11 protein-coding genes are annotated in these 19,116 nt (G+C 65.1%); 7 read left to right on the top strand and 4 right to left on the bottom strand.

Annotated features, from left to right (window positions below; translation table 11 throughout):
• Positions 1-73 precede the first annotated feature (73 nt).
• Entirely contained in the window at positions 74-1,870 is a 1,797-nt protein-coding gene (locus P6U29_RS05430) for an adenylate/guanylate cyclase domain-containing protein (RefSeq protein ID WP_407116656.1), read from the top strand.
• Between the two features lie 180 nt (positions 1,871-2,050).
• Positions 2,051-4,861, top strand: coding sequence for a di-heme-cytochrome C peroxidase (locus P6U29_RS05425; protein ID WP_407116655.1), 2,811 nt, complete (start codon positions 2,051-2,053; stop codon positions 4,859-4,861).
• A 206-nt stretch (positions 4,862-5,067) separates the two neighbouring features.
• On the opposite strand, the gene P6U29_RS05420 is transcribed toward P6U29_RS05425, so the two are convergent.
• On the bottom strand, positions 5,068-6,015 hold the full coding sequence (locus tag P6U29_RS05420; protein WP_407116654.1) for an alpha/beta fold hydrolase: 948 nt from the start codon (positions 6,013-6,015) through the stop codon (positions 5,068-5,070).
• 204 nt (positions 6,016-6,219) lie between these two features.
• Here P6U29_RS05420 and P6U29_RS05415 point away from each other — a divergent pair, with 204 nt between their 5' ends.
• Both P6U29_RS05415 and P6U29_RS05410 read left to right on the top strand, forming a co-directional pair.
• The gene (locus tag P6U29_RS05415) at positions 6,220-6,684 is read left to right on the top strand and encodes an Hsp20 family protein (RefSeq protein WP_271545705.1); all 465 of its coding nucleotides are present in this window, start codon (positions 6,220-6,222) and stop codon (positions 6,682-6,684) included.
• Between the two features lie 149 nt (positions 6,685-6,833).
• Entirely contained in the window at positions 6,834-7,604 is a 771-nt protein-coding gene (locus P6U29_RS05410) for an alpha/beta fold hydrolase (RefSeq protein WP_407116653.1), read from the top strand.
• Positions 7,605-7,696: 92 nt separating this feature from the next.
• Here P6U29_RS05410 and P6U29_RS05405 read toward each other — a convergent pair whose 3' ends face one another.
• Positions 7,697-8,464: a hypothetical protein gene (locus tag P6U29_RS05405; RefSeq protein WP_407116652.1), complete on the bottom strand. Its 768-nt coding sequence runs from the start codon at positions 8,462-8,464 to the stop codon at positions 7,697-7,699.
• A 491-nt stretch (positions 8,465-8,955) separates the two neighbouring features.
• Here P6U29_RS05405 and gltB point away from each other — a divergent pair, with 491 nt between their 5' ends.
• Positions 8,956-13,689, top strand: a complete 4,734-nt coding sequence (gltB, locus tag P6U29_RS05400; RefSeq protein WP_407116651.1) for a glutamate synthase large subunit — start codon at positions 8,956-8,958, stop codon at positions 13,687-13,689.
• A gap of 145 nt (positions 13,690-13,834) precedes the next feature.
• Positions 13,835-15,286: a glutamate synthase subunit beta gene (locus P6U29_RS05395; protein ID WP_407116650.1), complete on the top strand. Its 1,452-nt coding sequence runs from the start codon at positions 13,835-13,837 to the stop codon at positions 15,284-15,286.
• 188 nt (positions 15,287-15,474) lie between these two features.
• Here P6U29_RS05395 and P6U29_RS05390 read toward each other — a convergent pair whose 3' ends face one another.
• Complete coding sequence (locus tag P6U29_RS05390) at positions 15,475-17,217, bottom strand: outer membrane beta-barrel protein (protein WP_407116649.1); 1,743 nt, start codon at positions 17,215-17,217, stop codon at positions 15,475-15,477.
• A 190-nt stretch (positions 17,218-17,407) separates the two neighbouring features.
• Between P6U29_RS05390 and P6U29_RS05385 the strand changes: the two genes are divergently transcribed.
• Positions 17,408-18,415 carry an SIS domain-containing protein gene (locus P6U29_RS05385; RefSeq protein ID WP_407116648.1) on the top strand — a complete coding sequence of 336 codons (1,008 nt, stop codon included), beginning with the start codon at positions 17,408-17,410 and terminating at the stop codon, positions 18,413-18,415.
• 118 nt (positions 18,416-18,533) lie between these two features.
• Here P6U29_RS05385 and P6U29_RS05380 read toward each other — a convergent pair whose 3' ends face one another.
• Positions 18,534-19,085, bottom strand: coding sequence for a carboxymuconolactone decarboxylase family protein (locus P6U29_RS05380; protein ID WP_407116647.1), 552 nt, complete (start codon positions 19,083-19,085; stop codon positions 18,534-18,536).
• Between the last annotated feature and the right edge of the window lie 31 nt (positions 19,086-19,116).

Below are 19,116 nucleotides of genomic sequence, written 5' to 3'. Positions count from 1 at the left end.
GGTTCTTGAAATGCGGGATTCGAGGCGACTGCCACGCCGTGGCCGGTCCCCTATCCCCTGGAGCTTTGCGGATATGGAAAGACGTCTGGCTGCCATCGTCTGCGCCGATGTCGCCGGCTATTCGCGCATGATGGGCAGCGACGAGGCCGGCACCCATGCCGCCTTCAAGGCCCATCGCAGCGCGATCCATCCGATCATCCTCAATCACGGCGGTCGCGTCGTGAAGAACACCGGCGACGGCTTCCTGCTCGAGTTCCCCTCGATCGTCAGCGCGACTGAAGCTGCGGTCGCGATGCAGACGCTGATGGCCGAACGCAATCGCCATCTGCCGGCCGACCGCGCCATGCAGTTCCGGCTCGGCATCCACATGGGCGACGTCATCGCCGACGAGGACGAGGTCTTCGGCGATGATGTCAACATCGCCGTCCGCCTCGAATCCGTGGCGAGCCCCGGCGGTTTCGCGATCTCGGCCAAGGCCTACCGTGAGGCGAGCAAGCATCTCGCCGTGCCGCTGACCGATGCCGGCAACCACCGCTTCAAGAACATCAAGGATGCGATCGGGGTCTTTACCTGGACGCCCGAGGGCGCGCCGCCGCTTGCACCCGAGCTCCGGGAGGCTTCGGCACTGTCGCAGCAGTACCGCACCGCGATCGTCGGCGTGCTGCCCTTTGCCAATCTCAGCGACGCCCAGGATGAATATTTCTCCGATGGCCTCACCGAGGATCTGATCCACGCGCTGTCGCTGCAATCCTTTTATCGGGTGCTGAGCCGCAACTCGACCTTCGCCTTCAAGGGCAAGAACACGAGCACGCGGCTGATCGCGCGCGAGATCGACGCCACCTATCTGATCCAGGGCTCGGTGCGGCGCGCCGGCGCCAAGATCCGCGTCACGGCCGAGCTGATCGCACCGGAAACCGGCGAGCAGCTCTGGACCGGTCGCTACGACCGCGACATCGGCGACCTCTTCGCGATGCAGGACGAGATCACGACCAACCTGTCCGCCGCCATCGCCACCGAGATCGTCCGTGCCGAGGCTTCGGCGCCGGCGCGGCTCTCGACCGACGTGAGCGCCTGGGATCGCTTCCTCAAGGGACTGTCCCATTACTACCGGCAGACCAAGGAAGATCTGGCCGCCGCCGTCGACCTGTTCCGGGAGGCCATCCGGCTCGATCCCAAGCTGTCGATCGCGCATGCCTATCTCGCCACGATCCAGATCCAGAGCATCCAGTTCGGCTGGGTCAAGGGCACGCGCGAGATGTGGGCCGAGGCGATGCATCTCGCCGAGACCAGCGTCCGGCTCGACCCGCGGTCCTCCTTCGCGTTCTCGATCCTGTCCTGGGCTCACGGCATGGAAGGCCACTATGAGGCCGCGATGGATGCCGCCAAGCGCGCGGTCGCTCTCAACCCCTACGACAACGGCGCGCGCGGGGTCCTCGGCATCTGCCATTTCATCATCGGCGAGCACCGCGAGGCGATCGAGCTGTTCTCGATGGCCTCGCAGCGCGACAACAGCGACCCGCGCTACCAATGGGCGGCGCTGAACGCCTTCAGTCATTACCTTCTGCGCCAATATGACGCGACGCTGTCATGGGCCCGCGAGCAGCTCTACATCAACCCGAACCACATGCAGGCGCTAGCGATCCGCGCCGCGGCGCTGGCGCAACTGGGCCGGAGCAGCGAGGCGGCCGAGGCTACCTCCGTGCTCATGGGCAACTACCCGACCCTGAACGTCGATCGTCACCTGCGCAATTTCCACTGGAAGCGGCCCGAGGACATTGCCCATTACCGCGACGGACTGCTGAAGGCGGGCGTGCCGCTCGGCAAGCTGACCCTGGTTCAGAGCGAGCTCAAACGCGTCGCCGAGTCCTGACGAGCCGCGATCCCGCCCTTCGCGGCAAGCTGCGCACGCCCGCTGTTGTTGACACGACCGTGAAATCAGCCACACTTCGTTGCACGCTGAAGTAGTATAGTTTGCTGTCGGTTTGTTAGGACTTTCCGCGCTTGATCGGCGCGTCTTTTTTTGCGATTCGCCGTTTTCAGGATTTGGGCCATGCATGACCGCGCTTCGAAGCCGCCCTTCGACCCCTCGATCCAGGTCTCGCCGAACAATCCCTGTCCGTTCCTGCGCGGCCTCGTCGGCGAAGGCTTCGTCGATGGCGGGACCGTCCCGCTCCGGACGCTGTCACAGACCATCGCAAATGCAAGCGGCAAGGCGGGGCTGAAGAAGGTTTCGGCCCGCATCCAGGTGCGCGGCGTCGCGCTGATCGCCAACGGCGCCTGTCACATCCTGCAGAGCATCTTCTGGGGCGCGCAGCTCGATAGGCTGCGCGGCGGCCCGCTCGACAAGCTTGGTGCCGGCTCGCGCATCCTCGGCGTCGACGGACGCGTCAACGAGGACGAGATTGCGCGTCTCGCCAGCTTCGGCGGCACCTATACCGATCCCGATGGCGGCGGCACCGAGACCGGCCTCAACGCCTCGCAAATCCAGACCTTCATGAAGGACAATCTCAAGCGCGCCGGCAAGCAAGCGCGCTGGTACTACCCGATCCTGATGAAGTTCGAATGGCCGATCCTGCTCAAGATCATGGGCAAGGGTCAGGGTGATGACCGCTATCTCAGCGTGGCCGAGGTGAGGACATTGTTCAACGAGCGCAAATTCCCTGACAGGATCACCCAGCGAGTCGCCAGCCAGCCGGTCACCCCGCCCTCGCTGATCTTGCGCGCTGCCGGCGGACTCGTCGCCGCGCTCCTCGTCCTTGGCGTCGTGGCGCTGCGCTTTCCGGATCAATTCCAGCCGATGCTGCCAGGCATCCTCGGCGACCTGGTGGCGCCGCCATTGCCAGAGCACGTCGAACCCCGGGCCGCGTACTGGCTCGAGCAGAACTGGGCGCTGGAGGACCGGCACTGGTTTCATCACGCCAGCCAGGGCACCGCGACCTTCCCGGTGCCCTATCGCTGGTTCATGGCGCTCGAGCAGCCGCGGCTTCATTTCTTCGCAAAGCCCGGCATGCTGCATGATAGCGACCATCTGCAGCGCTTCGGCTTCATCCCGAGCCCGCAGACGATCGACACCGACGATGCCACGCTGCGCCGGTTCGGCTATGCCAACGTCTACGACAAGACGAAGCCGGTGCCGGCGCGGCTCTGGGATCCGCCGGTGAACTGGGGTCGCCAGGCCGAAAACGTCGACGGCCTGCCCGTTGGCTTCGCGCGCATGACCGGCGTCCCCGATCCTGCGACCGGCCAGATCGGCGAGGACCGGATCGGCCTGACCTGCGCCGCCTGCCACACCGGCCAGATCCATTACAAAGGCATCGACATCCGTTTTGACGGCGGCCCGGCGATGACCGATCTGAGGAAGCTCGAGGTCACGACCGGCCTGTCGATCGCCTACACGCTGCTCGTGCCCGGCCGCTTCACGCGCTTCGCCGACCGCGTGCTCGGCGCCTCCGCCAGCGATGCCGATCGCGACGCGCTGAAGCAGAAGCTGCGTGCGATCAGCACATTCCTGATCGACTGGGAGAAGACCTACGCGAAAACCATCGAGGGCAAGACGAGGTTCAACGAGAAGACGAAGCGGCAAGAGCCACAGCAGGACACGGAGGAAGGATACGGCCGTCTCGACGCGCTCAACCGCATTGGCAATCAGGTGTTCGCCCAGGACATGGCGCTCAGCGGCCTCAGCGGCTTCGAAAAGAATCTGCACGCCAAGGACGCGCCGGTCAGCTTCCCGCCGATCTGGACCGTACCTTGGCTCAAATACGCGCAATATGACGCGTCCATCGAACAGCCGCTGATCCGTAACGCCGGCGAAGCGCTGGGCGTGACCGCGCTGCTCAATCTGTCCGACACTACGCCCAAGGACAGGCTGTTCCGCTCGTCGATGGATATCAAGAATCTGAACTGGATCGAGGATCTGCTGAAGGGGTCGCCGCCCTATCCGAAGAAGCAGCTCACCGGACTGACATCACCGAAATGGCCGTCTGACATCTTCGGTGATGATGCCTGGAAGATCGACGGTGACCGCGTCAAGAATGGCCGCAAGCTCTACGCGCAACTCTGTGCCGAATGCCATCTCGGGCCAGTCAACGATCCCGTGTTCGACGCCGAGTTTCCAGATCAAAGCATCTGGTCCTCGCCGCGCTGGGAGACCATCGGCGCCGACAAATTCCTGAACGAGGTCCAGAAAAGCGTCAAAGGTATGGGGACCGATCCCGCTCAGGCCAGCGTGCTGGAGACGCGGACGGTTCAGGTACCGGGCTTTCTCAAGCTCGATCCCTCGCAGAAACTCAATGCCTGGTGGAGCTGTAATCTGCCGGATGTTTCTTCGACCGACATGCCATACTCGCTTGGGCTGATGGTGCTCGTCGACATCGTCGCCCGCAAGGCGATGGACGATGCGAAGATCGACCCGAAGGTTCAGCAGGCCTGGTGGGGTGAGCGCAAGAACTGCCCCAATCCCGGTCCGCAGCCGCCCGACAAGAAGGAGCCGCGGCCCTGGTATCGGGCGCGCCCGCTCAACGGGGTCTGGGCCACCGCGCCTTACCTGCACAACGGATCGGTGCCCTCGCTCTACTGGATGTTGAGCCCAGCGGCCGAGCGCCCCAAATCTTTCTGCATGGGCGGTGGTCGCGACTACGATCCGAAGCAGGTCGGCTTCGCGGTCTCCGACGGCGAGAGCTGCAAGACCGGGCAGTCGCGCTTCTCGACGCGGGCGTCTGATGGCACCGAGTTGTTCGGCAACAGCAATGCCGGCCACTCGTTCGACGGCACACCAGGCCCCGGCAAGGACGGCACCATCGGCCGCGTGCTCAAGGAGCAAGAGCGTTACGATTTGATCGAGTATCTGAAGACGCTGTGAATGATCTTCACCTCTCCCCGCTCCTGTCCGCCGAAGCTTCAGCGAAGGCGGATGCGGGGAGAGGTGAATTCGATCGCAGATCGAATTCGGGTGAGGGCGACTCTCCGCGAATCCAATTCTCACCGTCCTTGCGGAAACAGCCCCTCACCCAACCCTCTCCCCGTAAGAACGGGGCGAGGGAGCGCACCGCCCTCGCGGCAACACCTCTACTTGAACAGCGGCGTGCCCGGCACGAAGGCGTCGAAGGCGGCCCAGAACTGGGAGCGGTAGCGGTCTTGCTCCTGGAGGATCTCGTGCTTGGAGCCGGCGATCACGAGATGAGAGCCGGCGCGCAAGTGATAGGCGAACTCCTCGATCGCCGCGGTCGAGACCACGGTGTCGTTGGACGCCGCCAGCATCAGTATCGGCTGGCGGATCTGAGAGGGGTAGTTCACGCGCTTGAAAGTGTGCATCGCGCGGAAGGCGGTATCGGCCCAGGCGACCGTCGGTGACGCCAGTCCGAGCGTCGGATCTTCCTCCAGGATCGCGGCATTGCGCGCATAGCGCACCGGGTCGCTGGTCAGGGGATTGTTGATGAAGGGATCGAGCCCGGTGAGGCGGTCGCCGCCGCCGGGAACGTAGCGGCCGCCCTGCCCGAGCAGGCGCATCGTCTTGAGCAGCGCACGCACCGGGAACGAGGTGGTGCGCCCGGGCAGGTCGATCATCGGCGCCGACAGCACCATGCGGTCGAACCAGCGCTTGCCGGCATGCGCCACCCGCAGCAGCACCGTGCCGCCCATCGAGTGGGCGAGCGCGAAGAAGGGCGGCGGGCAATCCGGGAGCACCACCTGCTGCACGAAGGTCTCGACGTCGATTTCGAAATCGGAGAAGTCGCGCACATAGCCCTTGCGCGGATCGCGCAGACGGCGCGACGAGTGGCCCTGCCCGCGCCAGTCGATCATCGCCACCGCAAAGCCGCGATCGCGCAGGTCGCGCACCGTCTCGAAATATTTCTCGATCTGCTCGCTGCGCCCGGTGAAGACGCAGACGGTGCCCTTGCGGTTCGCCGGCGGCGCCCATCGCGCAAAGCGCAGCTCGGCGCCATCGGGTGTCTTGATGGTGCCGCTGACGACGTTTTCGGGGACGGGATTGGACGGGATCGAGACCAGCGTCATGATTGGAAGTGCTAGAAATCAAGGGGTGGGAGCGCCGAAAAGGCGCCTATCCCGCCCTCTTGAACGCCGTCTCGTTCCACCCATATCACCTTCGTGCAGGCCGCTACAGTGTTTCGGAACCGGAACATCAGGCTGCACACAGACGAAAGCCCGGCCCGATGGCGGGCGGGTTACCTGAACAGTCGCTCAATGGAGGACTTGACCATGCGTACCTATGATCTCACCCCGTTTTATCGTTCCACCGTCGGCTTCGACCGTCTCTTCAACCTGCTCGACCAGACCAGCTCGGACGGCAGCCCCGGCTACCCCCCTTACAACATCGAGCGTACCGGCGAGAACGCCTACCGCATCACCGTTGCGGTCTCGGGCTTCGCCAAGGATGAGCTCTCCATCGTCGCGAAGGAAAACACGCTGACGATCAAGGGCGAGAAAGTCGCCAACGAGAACTCTAAATCCGAAGTGCTCTACCGCGGCATCGCCGCGCGTGCCTTCGAGCGCGCCTTCCAGCTTGCCGACTTCGTGCAAGTGAAGGACGCTTCTCTCGAGAACGGGCTGCTTCACGTTGACCTCGTCCGCGAGATTCCCGAGGCCAAGAAGCCGCGCCAGATCGCGATCAATGCCGGCGCGAAGGCGCAGGTGATCGAGAACTCGGCCGCGCAAGCCGCCTAAGCCAAGCGACTTTCAAGTTGCGAAAGCGCCCCGGTGCCCCGGGGCGCTTTTTCGTTGTGCATTGCATCACAGGGCGGTGAAGACGCGTAACGGTGCCATCTCTCCCTCCGTCCTTTGGGCATCGAACCCAAAATGAGACGGAGAAGATCATGTCACTCTGGCGCAGCCTTTTCGTCGCCGCGAGCCTTTTAGCGGCGCCCCTCGGCCTTGCTCATGCGCAGACACCGCAGACGGTGAAGGCGAAAAACGTCGTGCTGGTGCACGGCGCCTGGGCCGACGGCTCGAGCTGGTCGGAGGTGATCCCGATCCTGCAGGCGGCAGGCCTGCATGTCACCGCCGTGCAGAATCCGCTGTCGTCGCTTGCCGACTCCGTAGAGGCGACCAAGCGCGTGTTGGCCGAGCAGGACGGACCGACCGTGCTGGCCGCGCATTCCTGGGGCGGCACCGTGATCAGCCAGGTCGGCACCGACCCGAAGGTCACCGGGCTCGTCTACATCGCCGCACGCGCGCCCGATGCGGACGAGGATTTCGTGGCACTGTCGAAGCAGTTTCCGACCGGGCCCGCGCGCGCCGGCATCGTCGAACGCGACGGCTACACCAAGCTGTCGGAAGAGGCCTTCCTGAAGTACTTCGCCAATGGCGTGAAGCCGGAGCAGGCCAGGGAGCTCTACGCCGTGCAATGGCCGACGGCAGCTTCGATCTTCGCCGGCCGCACCACGGAGGCGGCGTGGCACTCCAAGCCGAGCTGGTACGCGGTGTCGAAGAACGACTACACCATCAACCCCGATTTCGAGCGCTTTCTCGCCAAGCGCATGAACGCCACCACGGTGGAGCTCGATGCCGGCCACCTATCGCTGGTGTCGCATCCGAAGGAAGTTGCGAATCTGATCCTGGAAGCCGCGGGGTATGGGCGGAGCTGAGCGGCGATCGTTTTGATGCAAAAAGCGCCTGAAGGGTTCAGGCGCTTTTTGTTTTGCTCAGATCTCCCCGCCTAGCCTAAAGCCATTCCGCTTTAGTCCAGACCCTGCGCGGCCGGCATCTCCTGAGTAGGCAAGATCGTCGCTGACGGCTTGGCCTGAACGACGGTCGGCGCGGCGGCTTGCGGTGCGGCCTCGGCCGGCTTGGCCTGCACGGCAGCGGCTTGCTGCGCGGGCCGGGCCTGCGCTGCTTGAGTCTGCTGCGCCGACGGCTCGGCCGGCTTCGCCGCAGCGATGGGCGTCTCGGCGCGTCGCGGGACGGCCTTGGGCAGCGGCACGGCGCGGCTTGCCACATGCGGGATCGATGCCGGCGGGCGCGGCGGGCCGCTGCGGATCACGGTCGGCGGCGGCAGCGCGCTTTGCGGGCCGTAAGGCGCGACCGTACGCTCGTCATAGGCGGGTGCCATGCCAAAGGCGTCACTGGCCGGCAGGAAGCGGATGATCCGCCCATCGCGGGCGTCAATCACCAGCCGGCCATCATCGCCGCGATGGTCGATCACCGCGATGGTGTAGACGCTGCCGCGCAGGCGCGGGATGCCGAGCGGCGAGAAGCCGTTTTCGCGCAGCACCGCGTAAACCTCCGTTGACGGCAACAATGCCGGCGCCGGACCGCGCTCCTCGTAGTCGTAGCCATAACCGTAACGCGGCGGCGGGCCGGCCTCCGGCGGCGCATAGGGCCCGTCGAAATCCGACACCGCGATAACGGCCGCCCTCTCGATACCGCTCGGGGGAACCTCGGCGTGCCCCGCACTTGCTGCCAGCGCCAGCGCGGCGGCCGCCACACATCCTGTGAAAAACTTCATGGTCGAGACGCTCCTGTCAGGCCCTCCGATGGCCGCCCTCTTTCGCTTCTTGCGGCGGGGCGCGCCTTCCGAAGGGTTGATCCGAAGCTTCATTCGGGATTCCGGCGTCCGCGGGGCCGGATCAGGGCGCGTTTGCTTCAAAACCGGGGCTGCGCAACTTTCGGAAAGCGATTGATTGACATATCGGGAATCGGGACTTCCGCACGCTTGTGTGCTAGACAAAAATTTGGCAAGGTGATGGTTAGGACAGGAAGACTGTCTCAATTTTGCTGGCGGTTCCGGCACAGGGATTGCAGCGAAAACCGGTGCTCTCGAGCGTCGGCAAGGTACCAGGCAAAGCCGTTCTCGGGGACGAAGAACGCCTAGGCCTGAATTTAAGAAAATGCGGCTCGCAACGGACGAGCGGTGACCCAGAGGCGGGTGCCGCGGAACGCCCAAGGTGCGCCGAAGATGGCGGTGAGGCAGCTTGCCGCACGGAGAGGACAGGAACAATGAACGGGTCGCAATTCGAGCGCGCAAACATCGTGGCAGAAGAGCTGTCGGCGACGGTCGCCTCGAAAACGACCGACCCGATTCAGGAGCACAATTCGCGCCCCAAAGCCGAGGGACTGTACGACCCGAGCCTGGAGAAGGATTCCTGCGGCGTCGGCTTCATCGCCAATATCAAGGGCAAGAGGTCGCACGCGATCGTCGCGGACGCGCTGAGCATTCTCTGCAACCTCGAGCATCGCGGCGCCGTCGGCGCCGACCCGCGCGCCGGTGACGGCGCCGGCATCCTGGTGCAGATCCCGCACGCCTTCTTCAGCCGCAAGGCCAAGGAGCTCGGCTTTGCGCTGCCGGCGCCCGGCGAATACGCCATCGGCGCACTGTTCATGCCGCGCGATGCCGCCTGGCGCAACGTCATCAAGAGCATCATCGCCGACCAGATCAAGGAAGAGGGTCTGACCCTGCTCGGCTGGCGCGACGTGCCGACCGACAATTCCTCGCTCGGCGTCACCGTGAAGCCGACCGAGCCCGCCTGCATGCAGGTGTTCATCGGCCGCAACGGCACCGCCAAGACCGAGGACGAGTTCGAGCGCCGGCTCTACATCCTGCGCAAGTCGATCTCGCAGGCGATCTACCAGCGCCGCGACCGCGGCCTCGCCGGCTATTACCCGTGCTCGATGTCCTGCCGCACCGTGATCTACAAGGGCATGTTCCTCGCCGACCAGCTCGGCAAGTATTATCCCGACCTGCACGAGAAGGATTTCGAGAGCGCGCTCGCGCTGGTGCATCAGCGCTTCTCGACCAACACATTCCCGGCCTGGTCGCTGGCGCACCCCTACCGCATGATCGCGCACAACGGCGAAATCAACACGCTGCGCGGCAACACCAACTGGATGGCGGCGCGGCAGGCCTCGGTCAGCTCCGAGCTGTACGGCAAGGACATCAACCGGCTGTGGCCGATCTCCTATGAGGGACAGTCGGACACCGCCTGCTTCGACAACGCGCTCGAATTCCTCGTGCAGGGCGGCTACTCGCTGCCGCACGCCGTCATGATGATGATTCCGGAGGCGTGGGCCGGCAATCCCTTGATGGATGAGAAGCGCCGCGCCTTCTACGAATATCATGCCGCGCTGATGGAGCCGTGGGACGGCCCCGCCGCGATCGCCTTCACCGACGGCCGCCAGATCGGCGCCACGCTCGACCGCAACGGATTGCGGCCGGCGCGCTATCTCGTGACCAAGGACGACCGCATCGTGATGGCGTCCGAGATGGGGGTGCTGACGATCCCCGAGGACCAGATCATCACCAAGTGGCGCTTGCAGCCTGGCAAGATGCTGCTGGTCGATCTCGAGCAGGGCCGCCTGATCCCCGACGACGAGATCAAGGCCACGCTCGCCGCCAGCCATCCCTACAAGGAGTGGCTGGAGCGGACGCAGATCGTGCTCGAAGACCTGCCGAAGGTACCGACCACCGGCGTGCGCTCGAACCTGTCGCTGCTCGATCGCCAGCAGGCGTTCGGCTACAGCCAGGAAGACATCACCGTCCTGATGACGCCGATGGCCGCCACCGGCGAAGAAGCCGCGGGCTCGATGGGCAACGACACGCCGATCTCGGCGCTGTCGGACAAGGCCAAGCCGCTGTTCACCTACTTCAAGCAGAACTTCGCGCAGGTCACCAACCCGCCGATCGACCCGATCCGCGAGGAGCTGGTGATGAGCCTCGTCTCCATCATCGGACCGCGGCCGAACCTGTTCGACCTGCAGGGCATGGCCACGACCAAGCGCCTCGAAGTGCGCCAACCGATCCTGACCGACGCGGACCTGGAAAAGATCCGCTCGATCTCGGAGGTGGCCGACACACACTTCAAGTCTCGCACGCTGGACACGACCTTCCACGCCGGGCTTGGGGCTGCCGGCATGGACCAGGTGCTGGACGAGCTCTGCGCGCGCGCTGAAAGCGCGGTGCGCGAGGGCGTCAACATCATCATCCTGTCGGACCGCATGGTCGGCACCGACCGCGTGCCGATCCCGGCACTGCTGGCCTGCGCCGCCGTGCATCATCATCTGATCCGCGTCGGACTGCGCACCTCGGTCGGTCTCGTCGTCGAATCCGGCGAGCCGCGCGAAGTGCATCACTTCGCGTGCCTGGCCGGCTACGGCGCCGAAGCGATCAATCCGTACCTCGCGTTCGAAACCATCATCGCGATGAAGGACCGCCTGCCCGGCTCGCTCGACGACTACGAGATCGTCAAGCGCTACATCAAATCGATCGGCAAGGGCCTGCTCAAGGTGATGTCCAAGATGGGCATCTCGACCTACCAGTCCTATTGCGGCGCACAGATTTTTGACGCCGTCGGTCTGAAGGCTGATTTCGTCGCCAAATTCTTCGCCGGCACGCACACCCGCGTCGAGGGCGTGGGCCTTGCCGAGATCGCCGAGGAAGCCGTGCGCCGCCATGCCGACGCGTTCGGCGAAGCGCAGGTCTACAAGAGCGCGCTCGATGTCGGCGGCGAATATGCCTATCGCAGCCGCGGCGAGGACCATGCCTGGACCGCCGAGTCGGTGTCGCTGCTGCAGCACGCCGCGCGCGGCAATTCGCAGGAGCGCTACCGCGCCTTCGCAAAGATCCTCAACGAGCAGTCGGAGCGCCTTTTGACGCTGCGCGGCCTGTTCCGGATCAAGAACGCCGAGGAAGAGAAGCGCAAGCCTGTGCCGCTCGACCAGGTCGAGCCGGCCAAGGACATCGTCAAGCGTTTCGCCACGGGTGCGATGAGCTTCGGCTCGATCTCGCGCGAGGCGCACACCACGCTCGCGATTGCCATGAACCGGATCGGGGGCAAGTCGAACACCGGTGAAGGCGGCGAGGAAGCCGACCGCTTCAAGCCGATGCCAAACGGCGATTCGATGCGCTCGGCGATCAAGCAGGTCGCCTCGGGCCGCTTCGGCGTCACCACGGAGTATCTCGTCAACTCCGACATGATGCAGATCAAGATGGCGCAGGGCGCCAAGCCCGGCGAAGGCGGCCAGCTGCCCGGCCACAAGGTCGATGCGACCATCGCCAGGGTCCGGCATTCGACGCCGGGCGTCGGCCTGATCTCGCCGCCGCCGCACCACGACATCTACTCGATCGAGGACCTGGCGCAGCTGATCTACGACCTCAAGAACGTCAACCCGACGGGCGACGTGTCGGTCAAGCTCGTCTCCGAGATCGGCGTCGGCACGGTGGCCGCGGGCGTCGCCAAGGCGCGCGCCGATCATGTCACCATCGCGGGCTTCGAGGGCGGCACTGGCGCTTCGCCGCTGACCTCGATCAAGCACGCAGGCAGCCCGTGGGAGATCGGCCTTGCCGAAACTCACCAGACCCTGGTGCGCGAGCGGCTGCGCAGCCGCATCGTGGTCCAGGTCGACGGCGGTTTCCGCACCGGCCGTGACGTCGTGATCGGCGCACTCTTGGGCGCTGACGAGTTCGGCTTCGCCACCGCGCCGCTGATCGCGGCCGGCTGCATCATGATGCGCAAGTGCCATCTCAACACTTGCCCGGTCGGCGTCGCGACGCAGGACCCGGTGCTGCGCAAGCGCTTCACCGGCCAGCCCGAGCACGTGATCAACTACTTCTTTTTCGTCGCCGAGGAAGTGCGGGAGATCATGGCCTCGCTCGGCTTCCGCACCTTCAACGAGATGGTCGGCCAGGTGCAGCTGCTCGACCAGACCAAGCTCGTCGCGCACTGGAAGGCCAAGGGCCTCGACTTCTCCAAGCTGTTCGTCAAGCAGAAGGAAGAGAAGGGCCAGAAGATCTATCACTCCGAGCGCCAGAACCATCATCTGGAAGCGGTGCTCGACCGCACGCTGATCGAGCAGGCGACGCCTGCACTCGACCGCGGCGCACCGGTGAAGATCGAAGCTGCGATAAACAGCACCAACCGCTCAGCGGGTGCGATGCTGTCGGGCGCGGTCGCCAAGATCTACGGCCATGCCGGCCTGCCGCACGACACCATCCATGTCAGCCTCAAGGGCACCGCCGGCCAGGCGTTCGGCGCGTGGCTCGCCCACGGCGTCACCTTCGAGCTCGAGGGTGAAGGCAACGACTATGTCGGCAAGGGCCTCTCGGGCGGCAAGATCATCGTCAAGCCGCCGAGGAACTCCGCGATCGTGCCGGAAGAGAGCATCATCGTCGGCAACACCGTGATGTACGGCGCGATCGAGGGCGAATGCTACTTCCGCGGCATCGCCGGCGAACGTTTTGCCGTGCGCAATTCCGGAGCCGTGGCGGTGGTCGAGGGCGCGGGCGATCATTGCTGCGAATACATGACCGGCGGCATCGTGGTCGTGCTCGGCAAGACCGGGCGCAACTTCGCGGCCGGCATGTCCGGCGGCATCGCCTATGTGCTGGACGAGGCCGGCGACTTCGACAAGCTGTGCAACCTCAGCATGGTCGAGCTCGAACCCGTGCTGTCGGAGGAGATGATCAACGCCGACACCTATCACGCCTCCGGCGACCTCGAAGCGCACGGCCGGGTCGACGTGTTCAAGAACCTGCTCGCCTCCGACGTCGAGCGGTTGCACGTGCTGATCACGCGCCATGCCAAGGCAACCGGCTCCAAGCGCGCCGCCGACATCCTCGCCAATTGGAAGGAATGGCTACCGAAGTTCCGCAAGGTGATGCCGGTCGAGTACCGGCGCGCGCTGCGCGAACTGGCGGCCAACGCGGACGCCGAGCCGAAAATCGCGATCGGGGCGTAACAATATCAGCGCCCGTCATTGCGAGCGCAGCGAAGCAATCCAGACTTTCTCCTCAGGTGCGGACTGGATTGCTTCGTCGCTTCGCTCCTCGCAATGACGGTTGAAGAAGCAACAAACGAATTAAGCGGCAGGGACTTCGGGTTTAATGGGCAAGATCACGGGTTTTCTGGAAATCGAACGGCACGACCGCAAGTACTCCCCGGTCGCCGAGCGCGTGAAGCATTACAAGGAATTCGTCGTTCCGCTCTCCGAGAAGGAGGTGCGCGAGCAGGCCGCGCGCTGCATGAACTGCGGCATTCCCTATTGCCACGGCACCGGCTCGGTCGCGCCCGGCACGCCCGGCTGCCCGGTCAACAACCAGATCCCCGACTGGAACGACCTCGTCTACCAGGGCAATTGGGAAGAAGCCTCGCGCAATCTGCACTCGACGAACAATTTCCCGGAGTTCACGGGGCGCATTTGCCCGGCGCCGTGCGAAGCGTCCTGCACGCTCAACATCGACGACAACCCCGTCACCATCAAGACCATCGAATGCGCGATCGTTGATCGCGCCTGGGACAATGGCTGGCTGAAGCCGGAATTGGCCGCAGAGAAGACCGGCAAGAAAGTCGCGGTGATCGGCTCCGGTCCGGCCGGCATGGCCTGCGCGCAGCAGCTCGCGCGCGCCGGCCACGACGTGCATGTCTACGAGAAGTACGCCAAGGCCGGCGGCCTGCTGCGCTACGGCATCCCCGACTTCAAGATGGAAAAGGGTGTCATCGACCGCCGCATCAAGCAGATGGAAGCCGAAGGCGTCACCTTCCACTACAACAGCCATGTCGGCGCAGCCGGCAATGTCGATCCGCGCGAGCTGCTCAACGAATATGACGCCGTGGCGCTGACCGGCGGCGCGGAAGCCCCGCGCGACCTGCCGATCCCCGGCCGCGAACTCGCCGGCATTCACTACGCCATGGACTTCCTGCCGCAGCAGAACCGCCGCGTCTCCGAGGAGCCGCTCGGCGGCGTCCAGGAGATTTTGGCCGGCGGCAAGCATGTCGTCGTCATCGGCGGCGGCGATACCGGCTCGGACTGCATCGGCACCTCGCTGCGCCAGGGCGCTCTGTCGGTGACCCAGCTCGAGATCATGCCCGCTCCGCCCGAGCGCGAGAACAAGGGCCTGACCTGGCCGAACTGGCCGCTGAAGATGCGCACCTCCTCCAGCCAGGCCGAAGGCGCGATCCGCGAATACGCCGTGCTGACCCAGAAGTTCTCGGGCGAGAACGGCAAGGTCAAGAAGCTGCATTGCGTGCGCGTCGACGACAAGTTCAAGCCGATTGCCGGCACCGAGTTCGAGCTCGATGCCGAGCTCGTCCTGCTCGCGATGGGCTTCGTCCATCCCGTGCACGAGGGCCTCCTGAAGATGCTCGCGGTCGAGCTCGACCCGCGCGGCAACGTCAAGGCCAACACGCTCGACTACCAGACCTCGCGCCCGAACGTGTTCACGGCCGGCGACATGCGCCGCGGCCAATCGCTGGTGGTGTGGGCGATCCGCGAGGGCCGGCTGTGTGCCAGGTCGATCGATACGTTTTTGATGGGGAAGACGGATCTGCCGCGGTGAGTGCGGCTCGCGTCCCCATCAAAATTTGAAGGTGTCATCGCCCGCGAAAGCGGGCGATCCAGTATTCCAGAGACGTCAAACGTATACGGATGGGCCGCGGCGTACTGGATGCCCCGGTCAAGGCCGGGGCATGACAGCGGAGCAAAGAGGCAAGGCTGCGCGTCAATCTACGCGCACTCACGTCCTGATCAATTCTGCAACCTCACCCCGACCATCACCACCGTCCCCTGCGAGCTCGATCCCGCCTGATTCGAATCCAGGATGTCGTGGCGCAGCGTGCCCTTGATCCAGATGTTGCGGTTGAGCTTGTAGATCAGATTGCCTTCGAGCGAGTAGGTCTTGTCGTTGCGGTTCTGGCCCTGGTAGTCGAGCGTGCCGTAGGTGAACTTGCCGACGGCGGTGAGCCAACGGCGGAAGTCGTGGTCGACTTCGGCAGAGTAAGTGCGCACCAGCACGCCCGAGGAGCCGGCGACCGTGGTCTCCGCGATCTGCGTGTCGGTGAAGAATTTCACTGTGGTGAGGCCGCTGGCGTTCCAGATCAGCGAGCCCGTGGTGAGGAATCCGGAGAGCTGGCTGAGGCGCGGATCGGTGTAGCTGCGCGCGGAATAGCCGACCGAGATCTCGCCGGTGAGGATGCGCGAGAACTCGAAAGACGAGCCGACCTTGGCATAGCCGCCGTTCGAATCGCGGAAGTAGCCGTTGCGGTCGGCGGCCTGGTCGTGGACGCGGGTGTCGCCCTGGATCTCGACGAAGGGCTTCAGGCCCGGCTTCAGATCGTAGGAGAAGCGTCCGACGCCGCCATACTGGTTGAAGTCGCGATCATTGTTGCTGAAGGTCGAGCCATCGGTGAGTTTCGAATCCGTGTAGGCCGTGCGATCGACCGTGGCGCCGGCGGCGACCTGGAAGCGATTGAAGGTCTGGTCGAAGCCGACGGTCGCGCCATAGGCGGCGTAAACAGGATATTTCTGCAGGCCGGCCTGCACGTTCGGGCTGCCGGGATTGTCGGTGGCGAGCCGCAGGCGCAGCTGCGAGGTCAGCTTGAAATCGCGGTCGACATCGACGCGACCATCGACATGGCCGGTGAAGTCGGGGCGGTCGATCTCGACCGGCGAGGGCGAGGCGAAGCCGTTGATCGTCGCCGGCATGTTGTTGGTGTAGCCCGAGAACGAGCCGCGCAAATCCGCGACCAGCGCGTGGCGCTCCCAATCGGACACCACGAGGAGATCGGGCGCGACCACATAGACCGGCGAGCCGACCGGCTTGTTCAGACGCGCAGGATTGGTGTCGTAGCCGGTGGAGAGCTCGAGCCCGCCCTTGATCAGGAAGCTGCCGGCATAGTCGCCGACCGCGCCGAACGGATCCTCATCGAGCTTGAGGCGGCGGCGCAGCGGCTGACCGGGCACGTTGCCCGCCATTGCCGGGGCTACCGGCGCCTTGTGCGCGGTCTCGGACGGCGGCGGCGCGATGCGCGGCGGGCCCAGCGTCGTGACCGGCGTTGCGGGTGGCGGCGGCGAGCCGGGACCGGCGGCGCGCTTCGGCTTCGGCTGGCCCGGATAGAGCTTTGGCTGCTGCCGTTTGCGGTTGAGCGAGTCGTAGCCGGAGCTGCTCGCACCGGTGGCGGCGGGCAGGCCGTAGGTCGGGACCTGACCGACGCGCGAGGTCGCCAGCGTCTGCTGACGCTTGCGCAGATCTGCATTGGGATCGGGCAGCGCCGGCAATGCATCCGACGGCGCCTGCGGCACGCCCGCCGTGCGGCGCGTCGGCAGCGTGTCGGGCGAGACAAAGCCGCCGCGGTTGGGATTGAACAGGTCGGGTGTGAGGCTCTGGGCGACCGCAGGGCCGCTTCCGAGGACCGTCAGCGCCAGACATGGCAAAGCCGCGCGCAGGAAATGCGCGCGTTTGCTCCGGCCCCTGCCTGGAGACGACCCCACGATGGAATAACCCCAACGAAATCAAACACTTTCACGATCGCTCCGCCGGCTGGCGGGAACCATCGTTAATGGAGTTAAAACAATTATGGTTAATGACCCGTTGAGGGTGTCGGCGCTCTCGTCGCCTCGCTGGCCCGGGCGTGCTAAGCAGGCGCCAACGGGCGAACGCCCCTCCTCCCTGGACCAGACCATGCCGAGCTCGAAACCGCTGATGACCGCATCATCCGGCCCCATTCCGACAAGCGTCGAATCCGCGCTCCGCACGCTGGAGACGGAGAGCGGCGGCATCAACGCGCTCGCCGCTGCCCTGCGCGGCCCCTTGGGTGCGACCTTCGCCAAGGCGGTCGAGCTGATCCGGCAGGCCAAGGGCCGCGTCATCGTCACCGGGCTCGGCAAATCCGGCCATATGGGGCGCAAGATCGCGGCGACGCTGGCCTCGACCGGCACGCCCGCCTTCTTCGTGCACGCCGCCGAAGCCGGCCATGGCGATCTCGGCATGATCACCACCGACGATGTCATCATGGCGCTGTCCTGGTCCGGCGAGCAGCCGGAGATGAAGAACCTCGTGAACTATTCGGCGCGGTTCGCGATTCCCATGATCGCGGTGACGTCGAACGCAGCCTCCTCGCTCGGCCAGGCCGCCGACCTCGTGATCGAGCTGCCGAAGGCGCGCGAGGCCTGCCCGCACAATCTGGCGCCGACCACCTCGACGCTGATGCAGGCCGCGATCGGCGACGCGCTTGCGATCGCACTGCTCGAGGGGCGCGGCTTCACAGCGCTGGAGTTCGCGCATTTCCACCCCGGCGGCAAGCTGGGCGCCATGCTGAAATTCGTGCGCGACTACATGCGCACCGGCGCGGAGATCCCGGTCAAGCCCGAAGGCACCAAGATGTCCGAGGCCGTGGTCGAGATGTCGGCCAAAGGGCTCGGCTGCGTCTGCATCGTCAACGATGCGGACGAGGCCGTCGGCATCATCACCGACGGCGATCTGCGCCGCCACATGCGGCCTGACCTTTTGGCGGTGACCGTCGATGAGATCATGACGAAGCAGCCCAAGACCGTCCCGCCCTCGATGCTCGCGACTGAGATGATCGAGGTGCTGAACACCCGCAAGATCACGACGCTGCTCGTGACGGAAGCGAACAAGGTGGTGGGCATCGTGCATCTGCACGATCTGCTGCGCGCAGGCGTGGCTTAAAGCACACACACTCTCTCCACTCGTTATTGCGAGCGCAGCGAAGCAATCCAGACTGCCTCCGCAGAGACAGCCTGGATTGCTTCGTCGCAAGGGCTCCCCGCAATGACAGTGGAGAGACCTATCCCGGAAACCGCGCGGCGTTCTCCTCCAGCGGCAGCTTCAGCCCGTTCGCCAGATACGACACCGTGCGATAGGAGCCGCACAGGAGCATGATTTCCAGGATCTGCGCCTCGTCGTAATGCGCCGAAAGCGCTGCGAACTCCTCGTCCGTGAATGTCGCGCGATGATGCAACGCGTCGACGGCTGCGATCAGCGCCTGCTCGGCCGACGACCAGCATGTTGATGCTGAATCGCCCTGCACCGTCGCCCGCACTTCGTCCTCGGTGAGCTTTGCCGGCCCGGCAAAAATCGCGACGTGCACGCCCCATTCATATTCGCATCTGTTCAGCGCGCAGGTGCGGTCGATGACGATCTCGCGGTCGCGGAGCGACAGCGGCCCGGGATCGAGCAGTCCGCCGGCGCGGAACTTGTCCCAGGCGCGGCCGTGGCCCGCCATCACCCGGAACAACGCCAGCGGCGGCGCGCCGCGCATGATGCGGTCGAACTGCGCCTGAATCTGCGGGGGATAAGGCGGGGTGAGCGGTGCGATGCGCGGCGAGGCCTGAGACAAGAGCGGTCTCCGGTGCTACAATAATCGTAGC

It is taken from the genome of Bradyrhizobium sp. LMG 9283 (assembly GCF_045571415.1).
Lineage (GTDB): Bacteria > Pseudomonadota > Alphaproteobacteria > Rhizobiales > Xanthobacteraceae > Bradyrhizobium.
The sequence above is the reverse complement of the archived record's forward strand: the minus strand, read 5'-3'. Positions and strand labels throughout refer to the sequence as shown.

Coding starts and splice junctions, on each gene's coding strand:
- P6U29_RS05430 (WP_407116656.1), top strand. CDS start 74: ATGGAAAGACGTCTGGCTGCCATCGTCTGCGCCGATGTCGCCGGCTAT.
- P6U29_RS05425 (WP_407116655.1), top strand. CDS start 2,051: ATGCATGACCGCGCTTCGAAGCCGCCCTTCGACCCCTCGATCCAGGTC.
- P6U29_RS05420 (WP_407116654.1), bottom strand. CDS start 6,015: ATGACGCTGGTCTCGATCCCGTCCAATCCCGTCCCCGAAAACGTCGTC.
- P6U29_RS05415 (WP_271545705.1), top strand. CDS start 6,220: ATGCGTACCTATGATCTCACCCCGTTTTATCGTTCCACCGTCGGCTTC.
- P6U29_RS05410 (WP_407116653.1), top strand. CDS start 6,834: ATGTCACTCTGGCGCAGCCTTTTCGTCGCCGCGAGCCTTTTAGCGGCG.
- P6U29_RS05405 (WP_407116652.1), bottom strand. CDS start 8,464: ATGAAGTTTTTCACAGGATGTGTGGCGGCCGCCGCGCTGGCGCTGGCA.
- gltB (WP_407116651.1), top strand. CDS start 8,956: ATGAACGGGTCGCAATTCGAGCGCGCAAACATCGTGGCAGAAGAGCTG.
- P6U29_RS05395 (WP_407116650.1), top strand. CDS start 13,835: ATGGGCAAGATCACGGGTTTTCTGGAAATCGAACGGCACGACCGCAAG.
- P6U29_RS05385 (WP_407116648.1), top strand. CDS start 17,408: ATGCCGAGCTCGAAACCGCTGATGACCGCATCATCCGGCCCCATTCCG.